The sequence below is a fragment of the Streptomyces sp. NPDC086787 genome, from assembly GCF_044745865.1.
GTDB lineage: Bacteria > Actinomycetota > Actinomycetes > Streptomycetales > Streptomycetaceae > Streptomyces.
This window is the reverse complement of the sequence record NZ_JBIVBC010000007.1, coordinates 124,363-146,908: the sequence shown is the minus strand read 5'-3', so window position 1 is coordinate 146,908 and position 22,546 is coordinate 124,363. Positions and strand designations below refer to the sequence as shown.

At 71.4% G+C, this 22,546-nt stretch carries 22 protein-coding genes and 7 tRNA genes; 17 read left to right on the top strand and 12 right to left on the bottom strand.

Translation table 11 applies throughout. From position 1 onward, the window contains the following. Window positions 1-53 precede the first annotated feature (53 nt). Window positions 54-872 carry a TrmH family RNA methyltransferase gene (locus ACIPK3_RS18970; protein WP_402571020.1) on the top strand — a complete coding sequence of 273 codons (819 nt, stop codon included), beginning with the start codon at window positions 54-56 and terminating at the stop codon, window positions 870-872. Window positions 873-1,042: 170 nt separating this feature from the next. On the opposite strand, the gene ACIPK3_RS18965 is transcribed toward ACIPK3_RS18970, so the two are convergent. Then, window positions 1,043-2,419, bottom strand: coding sequence for a serine/threonine-protein kinase (locus ACIPK3_RS18965; RefSeq protein WP_402571018.1), 1,377 nt, complete (start codon window positions 2,417-2,419; stop codon window positions 1,043-1,045). A gap of 606 nt (window positions 2,420-3,025) precedes the next feature. Here ACIPK3_RS18965 and ACIPK3_RS18960 point away from each other — a divergent pair. From ACIPK3_RS18960 to ACIPK3_RS18950, 3 genes are all read left to right on the top strand, one after another. Beyond that, on the top strand, window positions 3,026-3,223 hold the full coding sequence (locus ACIPK3_RS18960; protein WP_402571016.1) for a hypothetical protein: 198 nt from the start codon (window positions 3,026-3,028) through the stop codon (window positions 3,221-3,223). Between the two features lie 625 nt (window positions 3,224-3,848). After that, window positions 3,849-4,805 (top strand): phosphotransferase family protein, encoded by a 957-nt coding sequence (locus tag ACIPK3_RS18955; protein ID WP_402571393.1) that lies wholly within the window; start codon window positions 3,849-3,851, stop codon window positions 4,803-4,805. 81 nt (window positions 4,806-4,886) lie between these two features. Further along, window positions 4,887-5,192: a zf-TFIIB domain-containing protein gene (locus tag ACIPK3_RS18950; RefSeq protein WP_402571014.1), complete on the top strand. Its 306-nt coding sequence runs from the start codon at window positions 4,887-4,889 to the stop codon at window positions 5,190-5,192. 54 nt (window positions 5,193-5,246) lie between these two features. Here ACIPK3_RS18950 and ACIPK3_RS18945 read toward each other — a convergent pair. The 5 genes from ACIPK3_RS18945 to ACIPK3_RS18925 all read right to left on the bottom strand — a co-directional run bounded on the left by ACIPK3_RS18945 (window position 5,247) and on the right by ACIPK3_RS18925 (window position 5,688). Next, window positions 5,247-5,318, bottom strand: a tRNA-Val gene (locus ACIPK3_RS18945). A gap of 14 nt (window positions 5,319-5,332) precedes the next feature. Beyond that, window positions 5,333-5,404, bottom strand: a tRNA-Val gene (locus tag ACIPK3_RS18940). 26 nt (window positions 5,405-5,430) lie between these two features. After that, a tRNA-Val gene (locus tag ACIPK3_RS18935) sits at window positions 5,431-5,502 on the bottom strand. Window position 5,503: 1 nt separating this feature from the next. After that, window positions 5,504-5,577, bottom strand: a tRNA-Cys gene (locus ACIPK3_RS18930). Window positions 5,578-5,615: 38 nt separating this feature from the next. Beyond that, window positions 5,616-5,688, bottom strand: a tRNA-Gly gene (locus ACIPK3_RS18925). Between the two features lie 176 nt (window positions 5,689-5,864). On the opposite strand from ACIPK3_RS18925, the gene ACIPK3_RS18920 reads away from it, so the two are divergent. From ACIPK3_RS18920 to ACIPK3_RS18910, 3 genes are read left to right on the top strand one after another with little or no spacing between them, the layout of a single operon-like run. Beyond that, entirely contained in the window at window positions 5,865-6,920 is a 1,056-nt protein-coding gene (locus ACIPK3_RS18920) for a chorismate-binding protein (protein ID WP_402571012.1), read from the top strand. Next, window positions 6,917-7,738 carry an aminotransferase class IV gene (locus tag ACIPK3_RS18915; RefSeq protein ID WP_402571010.1) on the top strand — a complete coding sequence of 274 codons (822 nt, stop codon included), beginning with the start codon at window positions 6,917-6,919 and terminating at the stop codon, window positions 7,736-7,738. The genes ACIPK3_RS18920 and ACIPK3_RS18915 overlap by 4 nt, the downstream gene beginning before the upstream one ends. A 53-nt stretch (window positions 7,739-7,791) precedes the next feature. Then, window positions 7,792-8,616, top strand: coding sequence for a GNAT family N-acetyltransferase (locus tag ACIPK3_RS18910; protein WP_402571008.1), 825 nt, complete (start codon window positions 7,792-7,794; stop codon window positions 8,614-8,616). A gap of 2 nt (window positions 8,617-8,618) precedes the next feature. Here ACIPK3_RS18910 and ACIPK3_RS18905 read toward each other — a convergent pair whose 3' ends face one another. Continuing rightward, window positions 8,619-9,149 carry a DsbA family protein gene (locus ACIPK3_RS18905; protein ID WP_402571006.1) on the bottom strand — a complete coding sequence of 177 codons (531 nt, stop codon included), beginning with the start codon at window positions 9,147-9,149 and terminating at the stop codon, window positions 8,619-8,621. A gap of 226 nt (window positions 9,150-9,375) precedes the next feature. Here ACIPK3_RS18905 and ACIPK3_RS18900 point away from each other — a divergent pair, with 226 nt between their 5' ends. Together ACIPK3_RS18900 and ACIPK3_RS18895 are read left to right on the top strand one after the other, a co-directional pair. Next, on the top strand, window positions 9,376-9,822 hold the full coding sequence (locus tag ACIPK3_RS18900) for a hypothetical protein (protein WP_402571004.1): 447 nt from the start codon (window positions 9,376-9,378) through the stop codon (window positions 9,820-9,822). A 141-nt stretch (window positions 9,823-9,963) separates the two neighbouring features. Continuing rightward, window positions 9,964-10,116: a hypothetical protein gene (locus ACIPK3_RS18895; RefSeq protein ID WP_402571003.1), complete on the top strand. Its 153-nt coding sequence runs from the start codon at window positions 9,964-9,966 to the stop codon at window positions 10,114-10,116. 61 nt (window positions 10,117-10,177) lie between these two features. Here ACIPK3_RS18895 and ACIPK3_RS18890 read toward each other — a convergent pair whose 3' ends face one another. Together ACIPK3_RS18890 and ACIPK3_RS18885 are read right to left on the bottom strand one after the other, a co-directional pair. Further along, a complete protein-coding gene (locus ACIPK3_RS18890) occupies window positions 10,178-10,738 on the bottom strand; it encodes a CGNR zinc finger domain-containing protein (protein ID WP_402571392.1) in 561 nt (186 codons plus the stop codon). A gap of 209 nt (window positions 10,739-10,947) precedes the next feature. After that, a complete protein-coding gene (locus ACIPK3_RS18885; protein ID WP_004002642.1) occupies window positions 10,948-11,361 on the bottom strand; it encodes an SsgA family sporulation/cell division regulator in 414 nt (137 codons plus the stop codon). Between the two features lie 191 nt (window positions 11,362-11,552). On the opposite strand from ACIPK3_RS18885, the gene ACIPK3_RS18880 reads away from it, so the two are divergent. The 4 genes from ACIPK3_RS18880 to ACIPK3_RS18865 all read left to right on the top strand — a co-directional run bounded on the left by ACIPK3_RS18880 (window position 11,553) and on the right by ACIPK3_RS18865 (window position 12,951). Then, on the top strand, window positions 11,553-11,984 hold the full coding sequence (locus tag ACIPK3_RS18880; RefSeq protein ID WP_402571001.1) for a TIGR02611 family protein: 432 nt from the start codon (window positions 11,553-11,555) through the stop codon (window positions 11,982-11,984). 57 nt (window positions 11,985-12,041) lie between these two features. Beyond that, window positions 12,042-12,113 (top strand) — tRNA-Val (locus tag ACIPK3_RS18875). A gap of 280 nt (window positions 12,114-12,393) precedes the next feature. After that, window positions 12,394-12,840, top strand: coding sequence for an SRPBCC family protein (locus ACIPK3_RS18870; protein ID WP_402571000.1), 447 nt, complete (start codon window positions 12,394-12,396; stop codon window positions 12,838-12,840). Between the two features lie 39 nt (window positions 12,841-12,879). Then, window positions 12,880-12,951, top strand: a tRNA-Val gene (locus ACIPK3_RS18865). 48 nt (window positions 12,952-12,999) lie between these two features. On the opposite strand, the gene ACIPK3_RS18860 is transcribed toward ACIPK3_RS18865, so the two are convergent. Continuing rightward, window positions 13,000-13,725 (bottom strand): 3'-5' exonuclease, encoded by a 726-nt coding sequence (locus ACIPK3_RS18860; protein ID WP_402570998.1) that lies wholly within the window; start codon window positions 13,723-13,725, stop codon window positions 13,000-13,002. A 167-nt stretch (window positions 13,726-13,892) separates the two neighbouring features. On the opposite strand from ACIPK3_RS18860, the gene ACIPK3_RS18855 reads away from it, so the two are divergent. From ACIPK3_RS18855 to ACIPK3_RS18840, 4 genes are all read left to right on the top strand, one after another. Continuing rightward, window positions 13,893-14,459 carry a DUF4365 domain-containing protein gene (locus ACIPK3_RS18855; RefSeq protein WP_402570996.1) on the top strand — a complete coding sequence of 189 codons (567 nt, stop codon included), beginning with the start codon at window positions 13,893-13,895 and terminating at the stop codon, window positions 14,457-14,459. After that, window positions 14,456-15,691 (top strand): hypothetical protein, encoded by a 1,236-nt coding sequence (locus ACIPK3_RS18850; RefSeq protein WP_402570994.1) that lies wholly within the window; start codon window positions 14,456-14,458, stop codon window positions 15,689-15,691. The genes ACIPK3_RS18855 and ACIPK3_RS18850 overlap by 4 nt, the downstream gene beginning before the upstream one ends. A 133-nt stretch (window positions 15,692-15,824) precedes the next feature. Then, window positions 15,825-17,801, top strand: coding sequence for a threonine--tRNA ligase (gene thrS / locus ACIPK3_RS18845; protein WP_402570993.1), 1,977 nt, complete (start codon window positions 15,825-15,827; stop codon window positions 17,799-17,801). A 90-nt stretch (window positions 17,802-17,891) separates the two neighbouring features. Beyond that, entirely contained in the window at window positions 17,892-18,452 is a 561-nt protein-coding gene (locus ACIPK3_RS18840) for an HIT family protein (RefSeq protein WP_402570991.1), read from the top strand. A 28-nt stretch (window positions 18,453-18,480) separates the two neighbouring features. Here ACIPK3_RS18840 and ACIPK3_RS18835 read toward each other — a convergent pair whose 3' ends face one another. Then, window positions 18,481-20,127, bottom strand: a complete 1,647-nt coding sequence (locus ACIPK3_RS18835; RefSeq protein WP_402570990.1) for a hypothetical protein — start codon at window positions 20,125-20,127, stop codon at window positions 18,481-18,483. Window positions 20,128-20,327: 200 nt separating this feature from the next. Beyond that, window positions 20,328-22,526 carry an elongation factor G-like protein EF-G2 gene (locus tag ACIPK3_RS18830; RefSeq protein ID WP_402570988.1) on the bottom strand — a complete coding sequence of 733 codons (2,199 nt, stop codon included), beginning with the start codon at window positions 22,524-22,526 and terminating at the stop codon, window positions 20,328-20,330. Between the last annotated feature and the right edge of the window lie 20 nt (window positions 22,527-22,546).

Below are 22,546 nucleotides of genomic sequence, written 5' to 3'. Positions count from 1 at the left end.
GCGTCCCGTTCGTGCCGTTGGCACCACACCCAGGACAAGGCAGTATCACCACTGTGGCCGATCTCATCACCGTTGAGGATCCCGAGGACCCGCGTCTGCGCGACTACACGGGCCTGACCGACGTCGAGCTGCGCCGCAAACGCGAACCGGCGGAGGGCCTGTTCATCGCCGAGGGCGAGAAGGTCATCCGGCGTGCCAAGGACGCCGGCTTCGAGATGCGCTCCATGCTGCTGTCGGCCAAGTGGGTCGACGTCATGCGGGACGTCATCGACGAACTGCCGGCCCCCGTCTACGCGGTCAGCCCGGAACTCGCCGAGCAGGTCACCGGCTACCACGTGCACCGAGGCGCCCTCGCCTCCATGCAGCGCAAGCCGCTGCCGACGGCGGCGGAACTACTGCGGTCCGCCCGCCGGGTGGTCGTCATGGAGTCCGTGAACGACCACACCAACATCGGCGCGATCTTCCGCTCGGCGGCCGCGCTCGGCATGGACGCGGTCCTGCTGTCCCCCGACTGCGCGGACCCGCTGTACCGGCGCAGCGTCAAGGTCTCCATGGGTGCGGTCTTCTCCGTGCCCTACGCCCGGCTGGACACCTGGCCCAAGGGCCTGGACTCGGTGCGCGAGGCCGGGTTCACACTTCTCGCGCTCACCCCCGACGAGAAGGCCAAACCGCTGGACGAGGTCGCCCCGCACCGCATGGACCGGGTGGCCCTGATGCTCGGTGCGGAGGGCGACGGCCTGTCGACCCAGGCCCTGGTCGCCGCCGACGAGTGGGTACGCATCCCGATGTCCCACGGCGTCGACTCTCTCAACGTGGGCGCGGCGGCCGCGGTGGCGTTCTACGCGGTGGCCTCCGGACGGCCCCAGGGCTAGGGCGTGGCTGACAATTCCCGCCTGCCTCGCGGGGGCTGGCACGCACGCTCGCGGCGTTGCCGAAACGCCCTCGTGGCGCCGCCACGAGGGCGCTCCGCCGCCTTGCGATCGCACGCACGCCACCGCGAGGCCCGCCCTCCGGGCGGACGACGGGAATTGTCAGACACGCCCTAGGGCAGCAGAGCATCCGACGGGCCATGGGCGGGCCCGACACCTGCCGGGGCCATGGTGTGGGTGTGGGTGTGCATCCGCTCGGCTGTCACGGTGTCCGCCGAGCCGCCCAGTCCACGCGCGGACCTCTCGCAGCCCTGGGCCACGGCGATGCCGAGGGCGACCAGCAGCGTCACCACGACGAACACGAACAGCCGCTGCCGCAGCAGCCGCGGATTGGCGGGCCGTCGCCCGGTGCCCGTGGCGCGCGGGCCCGTGCGGCCGGTGCCGCTGCGCGGAGCGGGTCGGCCGCTGCCGGTGGACCCCGTCCTGCCACGGGAAGCCGGCGTCGGCCGTGCCCCGTTCGGCCGGGACGGCACACCACCGCCCCGCGAAGCACTCCCGCCGCGCGAAGCGCTCCCGCCCCGGGACGGGGTGCCACCGCGTGGCGCGGGAGTGGCGGACGGCGGGCGCCGCTGCGTGCGCTGCTGCTCAGGATGGCTCCCGGTGAGCCGCCCGGTGGGCCGGTCGGCCTCGGCGGCGCGGGGCGCGGGCGGCCGTACGTCGGCCATGACCTGCGCCTCGCGCGCCGCGATCTCCTTGAGCCGGAGGGACAGTTGGAGCGTGCTCGGCCGCTCCTCGGGGTCCTTCGCCAGACACGCCCGGACCAGCGGGGCGAGCGCGTCCGGCACGCCGTGCAGCTGGGGCTCCTCGTGGACCACCCGGTACAGCATCACCTCGGAACTGCCGTGCCCGAAGGGGGAGTCGCCCATCGCGGTGTACGCGAGCGTCGCGCCGAGTGAGAACACGTCCGTGGCGGGTGTGACCGCCGCGCCCCGCACCTGCTCCGGCGCGAGGAAGCCGGGGGAGCCCACCGCCGTACCGACGTGGGTGAGCGTGGAGGCTCCGGTCGCCCAGGCGATGCCGAAGTCGATGATCCGCGGCCCCTTCGGGGACAGCAGGATGTTGGACGGTTTGAGGTCCCGGTGCACGACCCCGGCCTCGTGCACCGCCACCAGTCCCTCGGACAGGGCCGCGCCGATCGAGGCCGTTTCCGCCGCGCCGAGCGGCCCCTCGTCGGCGACCTTGTCGTGCAGTGAGGGACCGGGCACGTACTGTGTGGCGAACCACGGCCGGTCGGCGTCGAGGTCGGCCGCGACGAGCCGCGCGGTGCATCCGCCCCTGATCCGGCGAGCCGCCGACACCTCACGGGCGAACCTGGAACGGAACTCCTGGTCCTCCGCCAGATCCGGCCGGATGACCTTCAGGGCCACCCGCTGCCCCTTCTTGTCGGAGCCCAGGTAGACAACGCCCATCCCGCCCGCGCCGAGCCGTCTGTGAAGCCTGAACGAGCCGACGACGCGCGGGTCCTCGCGCCTCAGGCGCATCATCGCCATGTTCTTCCCCGCTGCCCGGTCCGTGTGACGTGGCCCAGCTTACGTTTCCCCGGCCGCCCGCGCGTAGAGGCCGCGCCCTCTGTATCCGGCCGATTGTCCGTGCTGAGCGGGGGATTTGAAGAGTGGTCAGGATGCCGTTGCACAGGGGGCCTTTGAGCACGGCGCGATGTCAACCACCTTTCTCCAAAAGGGTGGTTGGCGGAGGGCGGGACCGCCGCGCGGAGAACGGGACGGGCCTCGGGGCGGCCGTGTGCGCACACCGCGCGAGGGTGACCGGAGGGCGCGGCGGGGCAGTGGTGGGCCACTGCCGAAATGGGGTGAAGTGAGCGAAGTCACTCCGGGTGCCTCCCTGGCCCTCCCCGGCCCGCCCGTCCGCGAGTCGACCCCCTCAGGGATGACCCCTAGAACTAGGACCACATCTCCACCCAGGGGAGTACTCCGCGGAGTGCGGCTCCTCCTCCGGGAGGCCCGCGATTCGATACGAGGGCATGACGTCCGCCCGGCACCGCGACCCTAGATTTGAGGACAAGCGGCGGGTGCGGTACTCGGCCCCCGAGGTCACACACTCGCCGCTCCAGGGAACCGACAACGGTCAGGAGAGGGACCATGGCTCTGACGGCACCGCGGACACCGGTCCGCGCGCTGGGGCGCATCGCGCTCCGTCCTCGCGCCTCAGGCCGTCGCCACCCATTGGTGGCGACGCTCATGGCCCTTCCCCTGGCGGCCCTGCTCCTCCTCGTCTTCGACGGCTGGGAGACAGTGGCCACACAGGCGTCGTCCGTGGGCGTGATGCTGGGGCGCTGAGCGGCGACCCCAGGCCCGGAAGAGCGGTCCGGGCGGGGACATCCACCCATGAAAACCCCGTGGGGACGGGGGTACGGCGGACGGCACGAATGCCGGCGCAGCTGGGGAGCTGCGCCGGCATTGCGCCGTTCCCGCAGGTGTCCGACGCCGCCGGTCCGCGTACGCTCGCCGGTGCACCCGCAGCCATCCAGGGGACCTCGTGACCGCAGACGTACTGTCGCAACTGACCGCTGCGGCCGCCGCGGCGGCCCATCCCGACGGTGACCGCTGCGCCTGCGAGGACACGGCCACCCTCGCCGACCGTCCGGACGCCACCGTCGTCCGCCACGGCGGCACCGTGGCGAAGGCCCACGCCCCGCACTCCGACCCCGCCGAACTGGCCCGCAGGCTCACCGTCGCCACCAACCACCCGGACATCCTGCTCGCCCCCCTCGCCCCGGCAGCACCGGACAGCCGCCTCGTGCCCCGCGGGCCGTACGGCGCCCCGGACGATCCGGACCCGTCCCCGAGCGAAGCCGCCGCGGACCTGCTGCCCCGCCCGCGTCGGGCCCCGGTCACCGAGCCCGCCCCGGATGCTCCGCCCGCCGTCCCGGCCGGGCCGGCTCCGGTGGTACCGGACGGTCGTCTGGTGACGTACTGGCCGTACGGCACCACGCTGTCCCCGGACGATCCGGACGCGGCCCCGGGGGAAGCGGCCAAGGACCTGCTGCTCCGCCCGCGCCGGGCCCCGGTCACCGAGCCCGCCCCGGATGCTCCGCCCGCCGTCCCGGCCGGGCCGGCTCCGGTGGTACCGGACGTCCGTCTCGTGACGTACTGGCCGTACGGTGCTCCGGTGAACCCGGACGATCCGGACGCGGCGCCCTGGGAAGCCGCCGGGGAGCTGCTGGCCCGACTGCACCGGATACCGGTCGCCGGGGTCGCCCGGGGGCCGGTGGCGGCCACGCTGCTCGACATGGGGCCCGGAAACCCGGGCGCGCTGCCCGCGCCGGCCGGCCAGGAGGCGGCGGTCCTGCCTGCCATGCGCGGACCCGCCAAGGCCGCCCGGGCCATCACCCGGCTCAGGGCCGCCCTCGCCGCGGCGTCGGCCCCGCATCCCGCCGCGGCCCCGGTGCTGCGTGCCTGGGCCGCCCTGCCGCCCTGGGCACGCGCCGAGGCGCCCATGCCGGTGCCGGGCAGCACCCTCTGCCACGGGGACCTGCACCTCGGCCAGCTGGTCCGCCACCCGCCCCCGGACGGCCCGTGGCGGCTCATCGACGTCGACGATCTCGGAGTGGGCGTCCCGGCCTGGGATCTGGCGCGGCCCGCCGCCTGGTTCGCCTGCGGTCTGCTCCCGCCCGACGAGTGGACCCGCTTCCTGACCGCATACCGCACGGCGGGCGGCCCGGCCGTGCCCGCCGAGGGCGACCCCTGGGCCGCCCTGGACGTCCCGGCCCGCGCCCTCACCGTGCAGACCGCCGCCCTCTTCCTGGCCAAGGCGCTCGCGGCCGTTCGTGAGCTGGACGAGGTGGAACAGTGCCTGGTGGACGCCTGTGACCGAATGGGTTCCGCACCTCCCGAGTTGCCTGCCGCCTTCCCGAAGTAGGGTGCAACCGACCAGGGCCGGAGCGAGTCTGTCCTGGGGAGTCACCAAGCAGGACCGACCGGCGAGGAGTTGAGCCGAACCATGCAGTGTCCGAAGTGCCATGCGCCGATGCACACCTACAACCGCAACGGCATCCAGATCGAGCAGTGCAGCGGCTGTCGCGGCATCTTTCTCGACTACGGCGAGCTGGAGTCGCTGACCCGACTGGAGTCCCAGTGGTCGCAGCCCGCCCCGCCCTCCGCACCGCAGGCGTACCCGGCCGCGCCGGTCGCTCCGGCCGCACCCGCCTGGGGCGCCCCGCACGGTGGTCACCACGGCGGCCACTACGGCGGTCACGGCGGCCACCACCGTCACAAGAGCTTCGGCCACATGCTGTTCTCCAGCTGAGCCGAGCACGACGAAGCCCCCGGCCGTACGAGACGGCCGGGGGCTCCGGTGAAGTGGACGATACTGGGATTGAACCAGTGACCTCTTCCGTGTCAGGGAAGCGCTCTCCCGCTGAGCTAATCGTCCGGGAGATTACTGCGTGCGCGATACTGGGATTGAACCAGTGACCTCTTCCGTGTCAGGGAAGCGCTCTCCCGCTGAGCTAATCGCGCGGGCTGGGATCTTCGAGAAGATCCAGTGGACGATACTGGGATTGAACCAGTGACCTCTTCCGTGTCAGGGAAGCGCTCTCCCGCTGAGCTAATCGTCCTTGGAGGTGGAGACGGGATTTGAACCCGTGTAGACGGCTTTGCAGGCCGTTGCCTCGCCTCTCGGCCACTCCACCAGGAGTGTAGGGGATCGGGAAACCCCCTGGTTCCTTCGAGCGGACGACGAGGCTCGAACTCGCGACCTCAACCTTGGCAAGGTTGCGCTCTACCAACTGAGCTACGTCCGCCTGTCGTTTCGGACCGCTTCCGCGTCCCGGCGACGTGTTGAACTCTAGCGGATTCCCGGGCCAGCACAAAAACGCGTTTGCGCAGCGTGCTGCGCCGCACCCACCGGAGGACGTGGTCAGGGCACCCGTCGGACACGCCGGAGCCACCCTCATCACACCACCCTAGACTCGACAGAGTGCTCCACCTCGCTCCAGGACTCCCTCCCCTCGCCCGCTTCGGCGACCGCGTCGCCACCGGCCTCCTCGATGTCACCAGCGATCCCGCGGCCCTCGACTCCACCGGTTTCTGGGCGGTCTGCGCCGACTTCGAGGGGCGGCTGACCTGCGCCCGCTTCGCCGACGTACGTGAGGAGCCGGTGCCCGCCCCGGTCCCGGGCGGGTGGCGCGGCCCTGCGGCCGGTGACTGGACGTCGTCCCTCGACCGCGCCGAGTACACCGCGGCCGTGCGCCGCATACGCGAGCACATCGCGGCCGGGGAGGTCTACCAGGCGAACCTCTGCCGGGTGCTCTCCGCGCCCGTCGCCCCCGACGCCGACGTGGACGCCCTCACCTCGCTGCTGGCCCGTGGCAACCCGGCGCCGTACGCGGGGACGATCCGGCTGCCCGGGCACGGCGTGGAGATCGCCACCGCCTCGCCCGAGCTCTTCCTGCGCCGCGACGGGCGGATCGTCGAATCCGGGCCGATCAAGGGCACCGGACGCACCGAGGCGGACCTCCTGGAGAAGGACCACGCAGAGAACGTCATGATCGTCGACCTGGTCCGCAACGACATCGGCCGGGTCTGCGCCACCGGCAGTGTGACCGTCCCCGACCTGTGCGCCGTGGAGAAGCACCCCGGCCTGGTCCACCTCGTCTCCACGGTCCGCGGCGAACTGCGCGACGACGCCGGCTGGCCCGAGCTGCTGGCCGCCGCCTTCCCGCCCGGATCGGTCACCGGCGCGCCCAAGTCCAGCGCCCTGCGGATCATCGACGCCCTGGAACCGGTGCCCCGCGGCCCGTACTGCGGCGGTATCGGCTGGGTCGACGCCGACCGGGGCACCGGCGTGCTGGCCGTCGGTATCCGAACCTTCTGGATCGACCGCCCGGCAGGCGCCCTCAGATTCGGCACCGGCGCCGGCATCACCTGGGGGTCCGACCCCGAGGCCGAGTGGCGGGAGACCGAACTCAAGGCTTCCCGGCTGCTCGCGATAGCGTCGGGGGCGTACGACGAGAGTGGAGGAGGCCCCCGATGAGGATCTGGCTGGACGGCGGACTGACGGACGCCGAGTCCGCCCGTGTCTCTGTCTTCGACCACGGGCTGACCGTGGGTGACGGCGTCTTCGAGACCGTCAAGGCGACCGACGGCAGGCCCTTCGCGCTCACCCGCCACCTGGACCGGCTGACCCGCTCGGCCAGGGGCCTCGGACTGCCCGACCCCGACCACGACGAGGTCCGCCGCGCCTGCGCGGCCGTCCTCGATGCCAACCCGATGCCGCTGGGGCGGCTGCGCATCACCTACACCGGCGGCCAGGGCCCCCTCGGCTCCGACCGCGGCGAGCACGGCCCGACCCTGGTGGTCGCCCTCGGCGAGACCGCCCGGCGCCCGGACTCCACCGCCGTGATCACCGTCCCCTGGACCCGCAACGAGCGGAGCGCGCTCACCGGCCTGAAGACCACCTCCTACGCCGAGAACGTCGTCGCCCTCGACCGCGCCCGCCAACACGGCGCCTCCGAGGCGCTGTTCGCCAACACCGTGGGAGAACTCTGCGAGGGCACCGGTTCCAACGTCTTCGTCGTCCTCGACGGAGAGATCCACACCCCGCCCGTCGCCTCCGGCTGTCTGCCCGGTATCACCCGCGCCCTGACCGTCGAGTGGACCGGCGCCAGGGAGACCGATCTGCCGCTGGACGTCCTGGAGCGCGCCGACGAGATCTTCCTGACCTCCACCCTCCGCGATGTACAGGCGGTGCACCGTGTCGACGGCCGTGAACTGCCCGGCGCCCCGGGACCGGTGACCGCCAAGGCGATGCGGGTCTTCGACGACCGGTGCGTGGACGGCCTCGATCCCTGAAAGCCCGGCATATTCGGCTGCCCCGGATGCCGGGACCGGGTAGAACACCTGTGATGACCACGACCCTGCGGCCGGCCGAGCCGCTTCAGCGAGGATCCGCCGGGGCGCTGTCCCGTCGCTTCCAGGTGTGTGTGAACGGGCGCCCGGTGGGCGCGGTGCGGCTTTCCACGCACCCCGAGTACGGGCCGGAGGTGGCCCGTGTGCAGGATCTGCGCATCGAGGAGCCGGACCGGGGCCGAGGCAGGGCGGCGGTCGCCGCGCTCGCCGCGGAGGAGATCGCGCGCGGCTGGGGGTGCGGACGCGTCGAGGTGTCCGTGCCCGCCGACGCCGTGGCCGCGCTCCGGCTCGCCACGGCGCTCGGGTACGTCCAGCGCAACCGGAACATGGCCAAGCGGCTCGCCGCCGAGGCGCCCCGGCTGCCGGCCGGCAGCGCCGCCCGCCCCATGACCGAGGCCGAGTACGGTCCCTGGGCGGCGCAGGTCACACAGCGCCTCGCGGAAAGCCTCGTCGCGCGAGGCGTGCCCGAGGCCGAGGCCCGCCGGAAGTCCGCCCAGGCCCACGCCAGGCTCCTGCCGGACGGGCCGGCGAGCGAGAACACCCTGATCAGCGTCCTGGAACACGAGGCCGTACCGGTCGGCAGCCTGTGGCTGGCACTACTGCCCGACATGGCCTACGTGTACGACGTCGGGGTCTACCCGGACCGGCGCGGTCACGGTCACGGCCGCACCCTCATGCTCCTCGCGGAGGCCCAGGCGACGGCCGGGGGCCGGGACCGTATCGCCCTCAACGTGTTCGCGAACAACACGCCCGCCGAACGGCTCTACGCGTCACTCGGCTACGAGACGACCGAGTACCACCTCTACAAGAGCCTGCTCTGACGTCACGCCTTCGCGGCCAGCAGCCGGTCGACGATCTCCTCGATGCGCTCGCGGAGCCCCTCCTGGCTCTTGCCGCCGTCGAGGCGCTCGCCGCCGACGACATAGGTCGGGGTGCCCGTCACACCGATCGCCTTGCCCTCGGCCTGGTCGGCGTCGACGATCAGGATGTGCCGTCCGTCGATCAGCGCGGTGTCGAACTCCTCCGAGTCAAGGCCGAGTTCACCGGCGACCTCGACCAGGAGGGACTCTCCCCGGCGGTCCAGCTCCGCCACCCTGTCCAGTACGGACTCGACGTAGGGCCAGCCCTTGCCCTGTTCCAGAGCCTCCTCGGCGGCCTGCGCGGCGGCGAAGGAGTGCTTGTGCTTCTCCAGCGGGAAGTGCCGCAGCCGCAACTCCAGCCGGTCGCCGTAGCGGGCGCGCAGGGCGCGCAGGTCCTCCAGGGCGCTGTGGCAGTCGGGGCACTGGAGCTCGCACCACACCTCCAGGACAACGGGAACGGAGGCGTCGGCGGGCGCGGGGGAGGAGTCGCTCATGTGCCTCAGTCTTCCAGGCGTGGCCCCCGGGACCGAATCGGTCCGTCACCGAGCCCGGACCGTAGGGGCCGACCCGGAGATGTCCCTGATCCGCGGACGGACCGTGGCCCCGGGAGGGCCGGGCGGTGCAGGATGGAGGCGGGACGAACGACGGCGCGGCGCGCGTCCGCGTCCGTCCCGCACCAGCCGACGGCCGACGGCCGACCGAGCCCAGCAGGAGGACCGGATGATTGCCGAGACCATCTGTTCCGCCGTGTCCGCGGCCGGCCTGGGTATCGCGGTGGTCACGGCCTACCGCAGACGCTTCCTGGCGGCCGCCCGCATCGCCGCCTACGCGCTCGTCCCCGTCGGCCTGGTGATGACGGGAGTCGTCGGCTGGCTGGCCGACACCGCGTTCAGCCCCGTGGCGTGGGCGGGCTTCGGCGTGATGGGTGCGGCGTGGGCGTTGTTCGCGACCACCCGCGCCGTCGAGCGGCGCCGCGGAGGCACCCGCGCCGATCGCGGGGCGGACCGGGGCGCCCGGCGAGAGGCCGCGGCGGCGCCGACGGCCGCGGCGCCCTCGCTCGGCCCGGCCACCCGCCCGGCGGGCCGTCCCGCGGCAGGGGCCGGCGGGTCCGGCGCGGCGGACGATTTCAGCGACATCGAGGCCATCCTCAAGAAACACGGGATATGACACAGTGCGTCCCCACCGCGCGCCGAAGTGATCATGGCCTGACCGGAACCGAACCGGACCTCGCGGAATTCGGCGAACTCCCGCATTCACCTGGCGTGTTGAGCGCGCGCCGGACCCACCCTGGGTCATCATCACCGCGAGATGCTGGACACAACACAGAGCGAGGCCGCGCCGCCGAAGGATGAGCCCCGCGGATGCCTCTTCGCCCTTTCCCAGCCACCGCTGATGATCTTCCTGGCGGTGATCGGGTGTCTGATCCTCATGGCCGCCCTGCACGATCTGCTGTGGCTCTGAGCCGTACACGCCCCTCCCGGCGTCACCCGCCGGGACGGGCGTCGGCACCGGGAAAGGCCGATCAGCCCGCCGCCTCCTTGCGCCGGGCCCGGTAGGCGGCCACGTGCAACCGGTTCCCGCAGGTACGGCTGTCGCAGTAGCGCCGTGAGCGGTTCCGGGACAGATCCACGAAGGCGCGCCGGCAGTCCGGGGCCTCGCAGCGCCTCAGCCGCTCCTGCTCCCCGGCGACCACGAAGAAGGCGAGTGCCATGCCGCAGTCCGCCGCCAGGTGGTCCGACACCGAGGCGCCGGGCGCGAAGTAGTGCACATGCCAGTCGTAGCCGTCGTGGTCGGTGAGCTGGGGTGTGGTGCCCGCGGAGGCGACCAGTTCGTTGATCAGACCGGCGGCGGACCTGGCGTCCGGCGCCGCGAAGACACCCGCGAACCGCCCGCGGATCCCGCGTACCGCGGACAGGTCGGACTCCGACAGCACTCCGACGCCACTGATTTCGTGGTTTCGTACGAAATCTTCGAGAGCCACGACGTCCGGCAGTCCGTCCGCCGTCGTGTCGTCCTCCGGCGCGGTGTTCACCAGATCCACCACGGTGTCGAGCGCGCACCGGGTGTCGTGGGTGATCAGCACGATTCGCTCCCTGGCCTGCCTGGGGGCGGGCGGACGCCCGCCGATGGTGGCCGATGGTAACGGCTCGCCGCCCCAGGGTGCGGACGCGCCGAAGCCGCCCCCGTGGCGGACCACGGTGGCGGCGACGACGCGCATGCCGGATGCGGTTTGTCCTGGCCCGAGCCGTCTCCCCGAGTGGACGGCGCCGGGCGGCTTGTAGGTGGCGCGGCTTAGCTCTCCGCCAGGATGTGCGAGAGCTCCTGATCGAGGTCGAAGTGCCGGTGCTCCGTGCCGGGCGGCACGGCGGCGTCCGTTCGCTTCAGGAAGGACTCCAGGGCCCGCGCCGGGGCCTCCAGCAGGGCCTCCCCCTCCGGGGAGCTCAGGGCGATGCACACGACGCCCTGGCCGTGACTGCGGGAGGGCCAGACGCGGACGTCGCCGGTGCCTGTGGGCCGGTGCAGGCCCTCGGCGAGGAGGTCGCGGGCGAACACCCACTCGACGGTCTCCTCGGCTCCGGTGTGGAAGGTGGCGTGCACGGCGTAGGGGTCGGCCGTGTCGTACCGCAGGCCTGCGGGGACAGGCAGGGAGGACTCGCTCGACACAACGAGGCGCAGGTGCAGCTCGCAGCTGACCGTGGTGTTCATAAGCGCCAGGGCCTTTCGCTCAGTGTGCGCTCGGGGATTCGCACGTCGGCGAAATCGACATGCCACCTACGGTGCCGTTGTAAACCCCTCTGAGTGTTTTGCGTGTCTTTACGTAACTCTTCCGGCCGAGATCCTGTACGGGGAGTACCACCATTCCGGTGACCGGTTTCGCTCCGGTAGGGTTTGGCTGCATGAATACGGGGAGTGACCAGCGTAACGAGTCGGGTGAAGTCGGGGAACAACACGGGCACGGGCTCGGATCCAGAGCGCCCGAGTTCGTCAGGGCCCGCCGCGCCCTGCACCTGAGCTGGCAGGTCGGGGTCTTCGTGATCGGCCTGGCGGTCGTTGCTGCGGGCATCGTGATGCTGCCGCTGCCCGGTCCCGGCTGGGTGGTGATCTTCGGCGGCATGGCGATCTGGGCGACCGAGTTCGTCTGGGCCCAGCTGGTGCTCCGCTGGACCAAGCGCAAGGTCACCGAGGCCGCACAACGGGCGCTCGACCCCAAGGTGCGCCGCCGCAACATCACCCTGACCGTGCTCGGCCTGGTGATCGTCGGCGTCCTCGCCGGGATCTACCTGTGGAAGTTCGGCCTCGTCATGCCCTGGAAGATCAAGGACCAGTGATCGTGCGCAGGCGGTCGGAGGCACCCTCTGACATGGGGTAATGTTCTCCCTGCACCCGGGCGATTAGCTCAGTGGGAGAGCGCTTCGTTCACACCGAAGAGGTCACTGGTTCGAACCCAGTATCGCCCACCCGGAACCGGCGGCCCGCCTGCGTCAGCGCAGGCGGGCCGCCGTCGTTGGTGACGGTCCGTTACGCGCGACGGATGCCGCCCATCGGATGAATATGGATCAACCGGAAGTCCGGTGGAGTTCCGGACACGTACCGATCGCGGAAAATGCGCCGCGGAATTCCGGAAAGCCGCCGGATTTCCCCGGGGCCGTGACGGCGGAGTCATTCTCCCGGCCTCTCCGTGCCCCAAGTCCCTTGCCGGTGTGCGAACTGAGCCCCGGTCACGGGCAGACTGCGCCCATGGACTGGAACCACTACCGCTTCCTCAGCCTGTGGCCCCTGCCCGCGCCGCCCGCCGTTGTCTACGAGGCGCTCGAACGGGTCGAGGACTACCCCCGCTGGTGGCCGCAGGTTCGCTCGGTGCGCCGGCTGGACGCCACCACGGGCCTCGTCACCATCCGCTCGGTCCTGCCCTACGACATGACCCTCACCGCCCGCGAGACACGTCGCGACCCGGCCGCCGGGATCCTGGAGATCGCACTGGACGGCGACATGGAGGGCTGGGCCCGCTGGACCGTCACCGCGTCCGGCACCGGCACCCTCGCCCGCTACGCCCAGGCCGTCGAGGTCAAGAAGCCCCTGTTGCGCCGACTCGCCGTCCCCGGACGCCCGTTCTTCCGCCTCAACCACCGGCTCATGATGCGCTCCGGGCGGCACGGTCTGGCCGCCCGCCTCCGAGCGGTTTGAACGAAGCCCGCCCGGGCCTGTATTGTTCACTGCGTTCCCGGGCGATTAGCTCAGTGGGAGAGCGCTTCGTTCACACCGAAGAGGTCACTGGTTCGAACCCAGTATCGCCCACCGGGAAAGGCCGGTCCGTGCACACGGACCGGCTTTTTCGTGCCGTCCTCACGCCGCCGCCGACAGCTCCGGCCGCAGTGGCCAGTCCGTGCTCACCGACTCGTCCGAGCCGCTGCGCGCGAACCAGGCCTGAAGGCCGCGCGCCTGTGCCGCGTGCCAGGACGTCTGGAGGGTGTGCAGCTCACCGGGGGACAGCCGCTCCAGTCGTGTCGCGAAGCGGCGGCCCAGTGCCCGGACGACCTCCAGTGCCGCCAGCGCGTCCGCGCCCGCGTCGTGCGCGCCCTCCAGCGTCACGCTGTAGTGCTCGCACAGGTCGGTCAGCGTGCGACGGCCCTTGCGGTAGCGGTCCAGGTGCTTGTCCAGGACCCGTGGATCGAGCACCAGCAGGGGCGACGACTCGAACCAGCGGTCCAGCGACGATGCGCGGTGCCGGCGCAACTCGCGGTCCAGCAGTGTCAGATCGAACGGCGCGTTCATCACCACCAGGGGCCGGTGCACCGCCGCCTGCTCGGCCAGCTCCTGGGCTATCTCGAACATGACCGGCGCCGGCCAGCGGCCGTTGTGCTGGAGGTGTTCCTCCGTCAGTCCGTGCACCGCCGTCGCCGCCTCCGGCACCGGCACACCCGGGTTCACCAGCCAGCGGACCACCCGGGGCCGGGCCCCCGGGGCGTCCTGGACCACGACGGCGGCCGACACGATCCGGTCGGTCTCGACGTCCACGCCCGTTGTCTCCGTGTCGAAGGCGGCCAGTGGCCCCTCGTACCAGCACGTCATCGCAATACAACTCCTCGTTCACCCGCCGCAGCTGACGTCCCGTCTTCTGCCTGTTTGGTGATACCCGGGCCGTTTGCGCCGTACGCCGGAAGGACACAACAGGAGTGCGGGTCTTTGCAGTTCAGCGGCCCGCGGCGGGAAACCTCCGGCGTGGAAGGCAGTTGGTCATGGTGATAGCGCAGCCCGAGCGGGGCGGGCTGCTGCCCGAACGGACGGCACCCCATCGCGGCACACTCGCCACCACCGCCTGCATGGAGACACTCCAGGTCGGCTATCTGCACGCGGTCGCCGCGGCGGCCGGCTGCTCGCTGTCCCAGCCCTTCCCGGACAACGGCATCGACTGGCACGTCAGCCACAGCACACCCGCGCACACCGTCGACGACGAGGTGACCATCAAGGTCCAGCTGAAGTGCACGTACCAGATCGCGCCCAACCCGCCCGGCCGCTTCTTCTCCTTCACCCTCGACAACAGCCACCTGGCGAAGCTCGCCCGCACCCCGGTGTCGGTGCACAAGATCCTTGTCGTGATGCTCGTGCCGCGCTCCCAGGACGACTGGCTGCGGGCCGGTCACGACCGGCTCGACCTGCGGCACTGCTGCTACTGGATCAACCTGGCCGGCCACCCCGTCACCGGTCGGCACCGGACCACCGTGCGCATACCGACCTCACGCATATTCGACGACCGCGCGCTCTGCGAGATCATGACGCGGGTCGGGACGGGAGGCAGACCATGACGCACCGTCCGTACGGCGATCACCCGCGCGAAGTGCGGCCGCACCCGGACGAGCCCCCGTGGAGCCGTCCCCCCGAGCCCGCCGACGTCGACCCCGCCGTCCTCGGCGCCCTGCTGCTCCGGCACGGCTGGCAGCGGCGCGGCGGCGCCGCCGGGCGCTACGGCCGCTGGACCCCGCCCGGACCGGGCGGCGCCGGGACCAGCCTGCTCGTACCCGAGAGCCGTGCCTTCCCCGACAGCGACGACCTGCTCGGCGAGGCACTCGTCGCTCTCTCCCGCAGCGCCAGCCCCTCGGCCCGCGAGGTCCTCGTCGGACTCGCCGTGCCCAGCGACGAGATCCGCTGGTGGCGCGACGTACCCACCGGCCCGGTCGACACCGCCCTGTGGACGATGGAGGAACAACTGCGCACAGCCGCCCGGCAGATGCTGTTCGCCGGCGCGCTCGCCACCCGGGCGCGGGCCGGCTACCACGGCGCCCGGCACCGCCGTCCGGCCGCCGCGATGCTGGACCGCGTGCTGGTCGGCACCGCGACCGGCGGCCGCCTGCTGACCGCCTTCATGCCCGCGGACACCGCGCGCCCCCTTGCCGTACGCCTCCACCAGGCCCTGTTCGCGGTGCGCGAGGCCATCGACTACCAGCGGGCCACCGGCGGCATGGACGCCTTCGACGCCGCCGTACGGACCGGGGTCAGCCGGGAACTCACCGAAGCGCTCATCACGCTGGTGCGCGGCACCGAGGGCGCCCGCGTCGCCGTCGCCTGGGCTCCCGCCACCGGCGTCCCCGAGGACTGCGCGGCCGGCGCCGAACCCGTCGAGTTCTCGCCCGGCGACCTGCCCGCGCTGCGCGAGGCGGGCGCCCGCTATCTGCGCGACGAACCCTCCGTACCGGTGCGGATCACCGGCGCCGTCGTCCGGATGCGCAGGTCGGGCCCGCGCGGCGAGGGCGGTGTGCGGCTGCGGGTGCTGGACGGCGCCGACGTACCGCATGTCCGTCTGACACTCGACGAGGAGGACTACCGGATGGCCGGCCACGCGCACCTCGTCGGGCTGCCCGTCCGGGTGCACGGACGTCTGGAGAGCAGGGGCGGCTTCCGGCGGCTCACCGGCGCCTACGGCGTCGTACCCGTTCTGGTGGACGAGGCGGAGCGGGACCGGCTGCTGAAGTCGATCCAGGAGCACCTCGAAAGAGGGGCCTTCTTCGAGAAGGAGTGCGGTCAGGACGACTGCGACTGACCCGCCGATGGAGGGTGGCCGGCCGCCGACCGTGGGTGACCGTTTCGCGGTCGCGGGGCCGGGGTCGGTACGATCCCCTCTTGCGCGCGCTCCAGGTATGGCGCCGCATCCCACCTGCAGTCAGGAGAGACCGGTGTCAGACGTCCGTGTGATCATCCAACGCGATTCCGAGCGGGAAGAGCGCGTGGTGACGACGGGCACCACGGCGGCCGAGCTCTTCGCCGGCGAGCGCTCGATCATCGCCGCGCGCGTGTCCGGCGAGCTGAGGGACCTCGCCCACGAAGTGCGCGACGGCGAGACCGTCGAGGGCGTCGAGATCTCCTCCGAGGACGGTCTGAACATCCTGCGCCACTCCACCGCGCATGTGATGGCCCAGGCCGTGCAGGAGCTCTTCCCCGAGGCCAAGCTGGGCATCGGCCCGCCGGTCAAGGACGGCTTCTACTACGACTTCGACGTCGAGAAGCCGTTCACGCCCGAGGATCTCAAGGCCATCGAGAAGAAGATGCAGGAGATCCAGAAGCGCGGCCAGAAGTTCTCCCGCCGAGTGGTCACCGACGAGGCGGCCCGCGAGGAACTGGCCGACGAGCCCTACAAGCTGGAACTGATCGGCATCAAGGGCTCCGCCTCCTCGGACGACGGCGCGGACGTCGAGGTCGGCGCGGGCGAGCTGACGATCTACGACAACCTGGACGCCAAGACCGGCGAGCTGTGCTGGAAGGACCTCTGCCGCGGCCCGCACCTGCCGTCCACCCGACTGATCCCGGCGTTCAAGCTCATGCGCAACGCGGCCGCCTACTGGCGCGGCAGCGAGAAGAACCCGATGCTCCAGCGCGTCTACGGCACCGCCTGGCCGTCCAAGGACGAGCTGAAGGCGTACCTGGAATTCCTCGCCGAGGCCGAGAAGCGCGACCACCGCAAGCTGGGCAGCGAGCTGGACCTCTTCTCCGTCCCGGAGCAGATCGGCTCCGGCCTCGCCGTCTTCCACCCCAAGGGCGGCGTCGTCCGCCGGGTGATGGAGGACTACTCGCGCCGCCGCCACGAGGAGGAGGGCTACGAGTTCGTCTACACCCCGCACGCGACGAAGGGGAAGCTCTTCGAGACCTCGGGCCACCTGGACTGGTACGCCGACGGCATGTACCCGCCCATGCAGCTCGACGAGGGCGTGGACTACTACCTCAAGCCCATGAACTGCCCGATGCACAACCTGATCTTCGACGCGCGCGGCCGCTCCTACCGCGAACTGCCGCTGCGCCTCTTCGAGTTCGGCACCGTGTACCGGTACGAGAAGTCGGGCGTCGTGCACGGTCTGACCCGGGCCCGCGGCTTCACCCAGGACGACGCGCACATCTACTGCACCCGTGAGCAGATGTCCGAGGAACTGGACAAGACGCTCACCTTCGTCCTGAACCTGCTGCGCGACTACGGTCTGACCGACTTCTACCTGGAGCTGTCCACCAAGGACCCGGAGAAGTTCGTCGGCTCCGACGAGGCGTGGGAGGAAGCGACCGAGACCCTCCGCCAGGTCGCCGAGAAGCAGGGCCTGCCCCTCGTCCCCGACCCGGGCGGTGCCGCCTTCTACGGCCCCAAGATCTCCGTCCAGACCAAGGACGCGATCGGCCGTACCTGGCAGATGTCGACCATCCAGCTCGACTTCAACCTGCCCGAGCGCTTCGACCTGGAGTACACCTCGGCCGACGGCACCAAGCAGCGCCCGGTCATGATCCACCGCGCGCTGTTCGGCTCGATCGAGCGGTTCTTCGCGGTGCTCCTGGAGCACTACGCGGGTGCCTTCCCGGCCTGGCTCGCGCCGGTGCAGGCGATCGGCATCCCGATCGGTGACGCGCACGTGGACTATCTGCACAAGTTCGCCGCGGAGGCCAAGAAGCGGGGCCTGCGCGTCGAGGTCGACTCGTCGTCGGACCGCATGCAGAAGAAGATCAGGAACGCTCAGAAGCAGAAGGTTCCGTTCATGATCATCGCGGGCGACGAGGACATGTCGGCCGGGTCGGTGTCCTTCCGCTACCGCGACGGCTCGCAGGAGAACGGCATCCCGTTCGACGAGGCCATCGCGAAGATCGTGAAGGTGGTGGAGGAGCGGACGCAGGTCTGACCCAGGTCTGCCCAGCCGCCCGGGGCCCCCGGTGAATTCTCACGTCATGAGGTTCCCGGGGGCCTCTCCGTGTCCCACGACCGAAGTCATATGCTGCCTAGCATGACGAGCGAGCCGGAACAGCAGATCGGAGTGGGCACGCAGGACGCGTTCCAGCGCCTGTGGACGCCTCACCGGATGGCCTACATCCAGGGCGAGAACAAGCCGAGCGGCCCCGGGGCCGGAGACGGTTGCCCGTTCTGCTCGATTCCGGCGAAGTCCGACGAGGACGGTCTGATCCTCCGCCGCGGCGAGCACGTCTACGCCGTCCTCAACCTCTACCCCTACAACGGCGGCCACCTGATGACCGTCCCCTACCGTCACGTCGCCGACTACACCGACCTGACCGGCCCGGAGACCACGGAGCTCGCCGAACTGACCAAGCAGGCCATGACGGCGCTGCGCACCGCCTCCGGCGCCCACGGCTTCAACATCGGGATGAACCAGGGCACCGTGGCCGGCGCGGGCATCGCCGCCCACCTCCACCAGCACATCGTCCCCCGTTGGGGCGGCGACACCAACTTCATGCCGGTGGTGGGCCACACCAAGGTGCTGCCGCAGCTCCTGGCGGACACGAGGAAGATGCTGGCGGAGGCCTGGCCGACGGTGTGAGGGGAGTCGCGGCGGCCTCCCGCCACGCCTACGCGTCGTACAAGTCCGCCTTGCGCGGCGAGGGATCCTGCACCGACGTGCTGAGGAACGACGACCGCATACCGAACTTCTCGGTGTCCACGCCGTTCTCCTCCAGCACCCGGATCGCCGCCGAGTGCACCACCCGCAGCACCGGAGTCGCCGCGCGCAGCGCGTCGTCGGCCATGAAGCGGTGGCGCCAGGGCCGGTCCGCCCAGGCGTGCCGCAGGCCGAACGGCTCGGGCAGTCCCAGTGAGCCGCCGAGCCAGTTCAGCAGCGGCGGATACCAGGTCAGCGGCGCCCGCGCGGCGAGCCTCACCACTTCGTCGGCGCCGACCAGCGGAAGCTTGATCGTGCGGTTCTCCCAGGGCTTGAGCGACTTGGCGACCTCCTTCGTCGGCGCCGTCGGCTTCGTGGTGAACAGCCCGTGCACGGGCCCCAGCGCGTGCCCGGTGACCTCGATGCGGAGCGTGTGGTGCAGCACGGTGACGGTGATCAGCATGGTGAGCACCAGCTGTCCGTCCCACAGAGTCCACTGCACGCCGAGGTAGTGCCGGTCGCCGCTGCCGAACTGCTGCTTGTTGCAGATGTCCTGTATCGCGTGGGACTTGACGGAGTACGACTCGACGTCCGTGCCCTCGGGCCGGGAGACCGCCGTGGCGTTCTCCGTGATCGGCGTGACGATCCAGTGCTTGATCGACGGCTTCGGGAAGCCGCCGGTGTTCAGCGGGCCGCGCTCCAGCATGCGCAGCTTGTCGTGGACGGCTCGTATGACGTCCCAGCTGCGGAAGGGGTGGATCTCCCGGCTCGGGTCGGCCGGCAGGAGGTCCTCGGCGAGCTGCCAGGACCCCCAGCGCGTGCCCATGCCGAGTATGCCCTTGGGCCCGGCGTAGAAGACGGAGTTGGACTGCTGCTCGGCACTGAGCCGGGCCAGCGACTGGCGCAGCTGCTCGGCCGCGGTCTCGCCGGGGCTCCTCGGCACGGTCTCGGGGACCTTCGCGCCGACACTGGTACCGGACAGCAGTCCGTCCCAGCGGGCGCGCAGGTCCTGGGCCGTGCGCTCGCAGATCTGCTTGGCCCAGAACCAGCCCAGCACGGGGACGACGACGCAGCCGCGCGCATACCAGCCCCAGAAGCCCCCGAACGGCATGCGGATCAGGAAGAGCGCGGCGACCACGCCCACCGCGAGGAGCAGCGTGGTGCCGAGCGCCCCGGCCCGCCGGTCGTCGCGCGAGGCGATGAACGTGCGCAGCTGGAAGACCAGCAGCCACAGCAGCAGTCCGGGCAGAAACAGCAGGCCGCACAGCACCGTCACGGTGCTCAGCCGGTTGTCCCGGGTCTTGCGGATGTTGTTGGCCGCGAGGCTGTGCTCGACCACGACCTGGGGATCCATGCCGAAGGACTGGATGAGCGGTTTGCGCCCGGGCCCGAGCATGCGGTCGACCACGGCCCGGGAGAAGGCCTCGCCCAGGTTCGGCCGGAACAGGGCGATGCGGCCGGCCTTGACGGCCGACTGGTGCCACTCGTTGTCGGCCTTCTTGATCTCGTCGAACGGACTGTCCCGGTAGGCGGCGGAGGCCAGGGCGAACGTCGCCGCCTGACTCTCGTCGCCGGAGACGGGCACCTGCGGCCCGTCCCACTCGCTCCCCATCGACATTCCCGCCCCCAGATCGTCGCCGGTACCGCTCCTGCGGCTTTCCCGGCTTCCCTGCCCCGCACACCTGTTGAACAGGTCGTCGCCCTGATCCGGTGGTCCACAACGTGATCAGGTGATCAGCGTATCTCCCGGTCCGGACATCCGTAGGCGGACGGCCGAAGCCGCCCGCCCGTGCGGAGGTCGAGGTTCCGCGAACCCGCCTACGAGCCGTTCCCGTCCTGGGCCCTGATCCGTTCGGCGACCTGCGCCGGCATCGGCTCGTGCCGGGCGTAGGCGCGGGTGAAGCGGGCGGTGCCGTGCGAGAGGGACCGCAGGTCGACCGCGTACCGGCTGATCTCGAACTCCGGCACCTCGGCCCGCACGACCGTCCGTCCGGAGCCCACCTGTTCGGTGCCGAGCACCCGGCCGCGCCGCCCCGACAGGTCGCTCATCACGGCGCCCACGTAGTCGTCGCCGACCAGCACGCCGATCTCGGCGACGGGCTCCAGCAGATGGATCCGCGCGTCGGCCGCGGCCTCCCGCAGCGCCAGCGCGCCCGCCGTCTGGAAGGCGGCGTCGGAGGAGTCCACCGAGTGAGCCTTGCCGTCGAGCAGGGTGATCCGCACGTCGACCAGCGGATGGCCGGCCGCGATGCCCCTGGCCGCCTGCGCCCGCACTCCCTTCTCGACGGACGGGATGAACTGCCGCGGTACGGCGCCGCCCACCACTTTGTCGACGAACTCGATGCCCGAACCGCCCGGCAGCGGCTCCACCTCGATCTCGCAGATGGCGAACTGCCCGTGCCCGCCGGACTGTTTCACGTGCCGGCCCCGGCCCGCGCACTTCCCGGCGAACGTCTCCCGCAGGGAGACCCGGTGCGGTACGACGTCGACCTGGACGCCGTAGCGGCTGCGCAGCCGCTCCAGGGCGACGTCCGCGTGGGCCTCGCCCAGGCACCACAGCACCACCTGGTGGGTGTCCTGGTTCTGCTCCAAACGCATCGTCGGGTCCTCGGCGGCCAGTCTGCCCAGACCCTGCGAGAGCTTGTCCTCGTCCGCCTTGCTGTGCGCCTGGATGGCCAGCGGCAGCAGCGGGTCGGGCATCTCCCACGGCTCCATCAGCAGCGGGTCGTCCTTGGCCGAGAGGGTGTCGCCGGTCTCGGCCCGGCTCAGTTTCGCCACGCACACCAGGTCGCCCGCGACCGCGTGCGTGACCGACCGATGCTGCTTCCCGAACGGCGTGGACAGCGCGCCGATCCGCTCGTCGACGTCGTGGTCCTCGTGGCCGCGGTCGGCCAGGCCGTGCCCGGAGACATGCACCGTCTCGTCGGGGCGCAGGGTGCCGGAGAAGACGCGGACGAGCGAGATACGACCGACGTAGGGGTCGGAGGCCGTCTTGACGACCTCGGCGACCAGCGGTCCGTCCGTGTCGCACGCCGTGAGCTCGCGCGGGTCGCCGCCGATCGTGGTCACCCCGGGCATGGGGTGCTCGAACGGGGTCGGGAAGCCGCGCGTGACCAGCTCCAGCAGTTCCACCGTGCCGAGGCCCTGCCGGGCGCCGTCGGCCGCGGGGGCGGCCGCGAGGACGGGGAAGAAGGTGCCGCGCGCGACGGCCCGCTCCAGATCGTCGATCAGCGTCTTCACCTCGACCGGCTCGCCGCCCAGATACCGGTCCATGAGGGTCTCGTCCTCGCTCTCCGCGATGATCCCCTCGATGAGCCGGTCACGGGCCCCGGCGATGTCCGGCAGTTGCTCCTCGCCCGGCTCGGCCTCCTTGCGCTCGCCGGTCGAGTAGTCGAACAGCTTCTGCGACAGCAGCCCGATCAGCCCGGTCACGGGCGCGTGCCCGTCGGGGGTCGGCGGGCCGTGCAGGGGCAGATAGAGCGGGAGCACGGCGTCCGGGTCGTCGCCGCCGAACGCCTCCGCGCAGATCCGCGTCATCTCCTGGAAGTCCGCGCGGGCGGCCTCCAGGTGTGTGACGACGATGGCCCGAGGCATGCCGACCGCCGCGCACTCCTCCCACACCATCCGGGTCGAGCCGTCCACGCCGTCGGACGCCGAGACGACGAAGAGGGCCGCGTCCGCGGCGCGCAGACCGGCCCTGAGCTCACCGACGAAGTCGGCGTATCCGGGAGTGTCGAGAAGGTTGATCTTGAACCCGTCCCATTCGACGGGCACCAGGGAGAGCTGTACGGAGCGCTGCTGCCGGTGCTCCATCTCGTCGTAGTCGGAGACCGTGCCGCCGTCCTCCACACGGCCCGCCCGGTTCACCGCTCCCGCGGTCAGCGCGAGAGCCTCCACCAGAGTCGTCTTGCCCGAACCGGAGTGGCCGACCAGCACCACATTCCGTATGGACGCGGGTTGGTCGGCCGCCGTAGCCCTGCCGGCGGCTCCGGGATGGGTATGCGCCTTGTCGCCCATGATCTTGCCTCCCGTACACG

Bases quoted from the DNA above. Each gene is read 5' to 3' on its own strand.
- ACIPK3_RS18965 (WP_402571018.1), bottom strand. From the start codon at position 2,419: ATGGCGATGATGCGCCTGAGGCGCGAGGACCCGCGCGTCGTCGGCTCG.
- ACIPK3_RS18960 (WP_402571016.1), top strand. From the start codon at position 3,026: ATGGCTCTGACGGCACCGCGGACACCGGTCCGCGCGCTGGGGCGCATC.
- ACIPK3_RS18950 (WP_402571014.1), top strand. From the start codon at position 4,887: ATGCAGTGTCCGAAGTGCCATGCGCCGATGCACACCTACAACCGCAAC.
- ACIPK3_RS18915 (WP_402571010.1), top strand. From the start codon at position 6,917: ATGAGGATCTGGCTGGACGGCGGACTGACGGACGCCGAGTCCGCCCGT.
- ACIPK3_RS18910 (WP_402571008.1), top strand. From the start codon at position 7,792: ATGACCACGACCCTGCGGCCGGCCGAGCCGCTTCAGCGAGGATCCGCC.
- ACIPK3_RS18905 (WP_402571006.1), bottom strand. From the start codon at position 9,149: ATGAGCGACTCCTCCCCCGCGCCCGCCGACGCCTCCGTTCCCGTTGTC.
- ACIPK3_RS18900 (WP_402571004.1), top strand. From the start codon at position 9,376: ATGATTGCCGAGACCATCTGTTCCGCCGTGTCCGCGGCCGGCCTGGGT.
- ACIPK3_RS18895 (WP_402571003.1), top strand. From the start codon at position 9,964: ATGCTGGACACAACACAGAGCGAGGCCGCGCCGCCGAAGGATGAGCCC.
- ACIPK3_RS18885 (WP_004002642.1), bottom strand. From the start codon at position 11,361: ATGAACACCACGGTCAGCTGCGAGCTGCACCTGCGCCTCGTTGTGTCG.
- ACIPK3_RS18880 (WP_402571001.1), top strand. From the start codon at position 11,553: ATGAATACGGGGAGTGACCAGCGTAACGAGTCGGGTGAAGTCGGGGAA.
- ACIPK3_RS18870 (WP_402571000.1), top strand. From the start codon at position 12,394: ATGGACTGGAACCACTACCGCTTCCTCAGCCTGTGGCCCCTGCCCGCG.
- ACIPK3_RS18860 (WP_402570998.1), bottom strand. From the start codon at position 13,725: ATGACGTGCTGGTACGAGGGGCCACTGGCCGCCTTCGACACGGAGACA.
- ACIPK3_RS18855 (WP_402570996.1), top strand. From the start codon at position 13,893: ATGGTGATAGCGCAGCCCGAGCGGGGCGGGCTGCTGCCCGAACGGACG.
- ACIPK3_RS18850 (WP_402570994.1), top strand. From the start codon at position 14,456: ATGACGCACCGTCCGTACGGCGATCACCCGCGCGAAGTGCGGCCGCAC.
- ACIPK3_RS18840 (WP_402570991.1), top strand. From the start codon at position 17,892: ATGCTGCCTAGCATGACGAGCGAGCCGGAACAGCAGATCGGAGTGGGC.
- ACIPK3_RS18835 (WP_402570990.1), bottom strand. From the start codon at position 20,127: ATGTCGATGGGGAGCGAGTGGGACGGGCCGCAGGTGCCCGTCTCCGGC.
- ACIPK3_RS18830 (WP_402570988.1), bottom strand. From the start codon at position 22,526: ATGGGCGACAAGGCGCATACCCATCCCGGAGCCGCCGGCAGGGCTACG.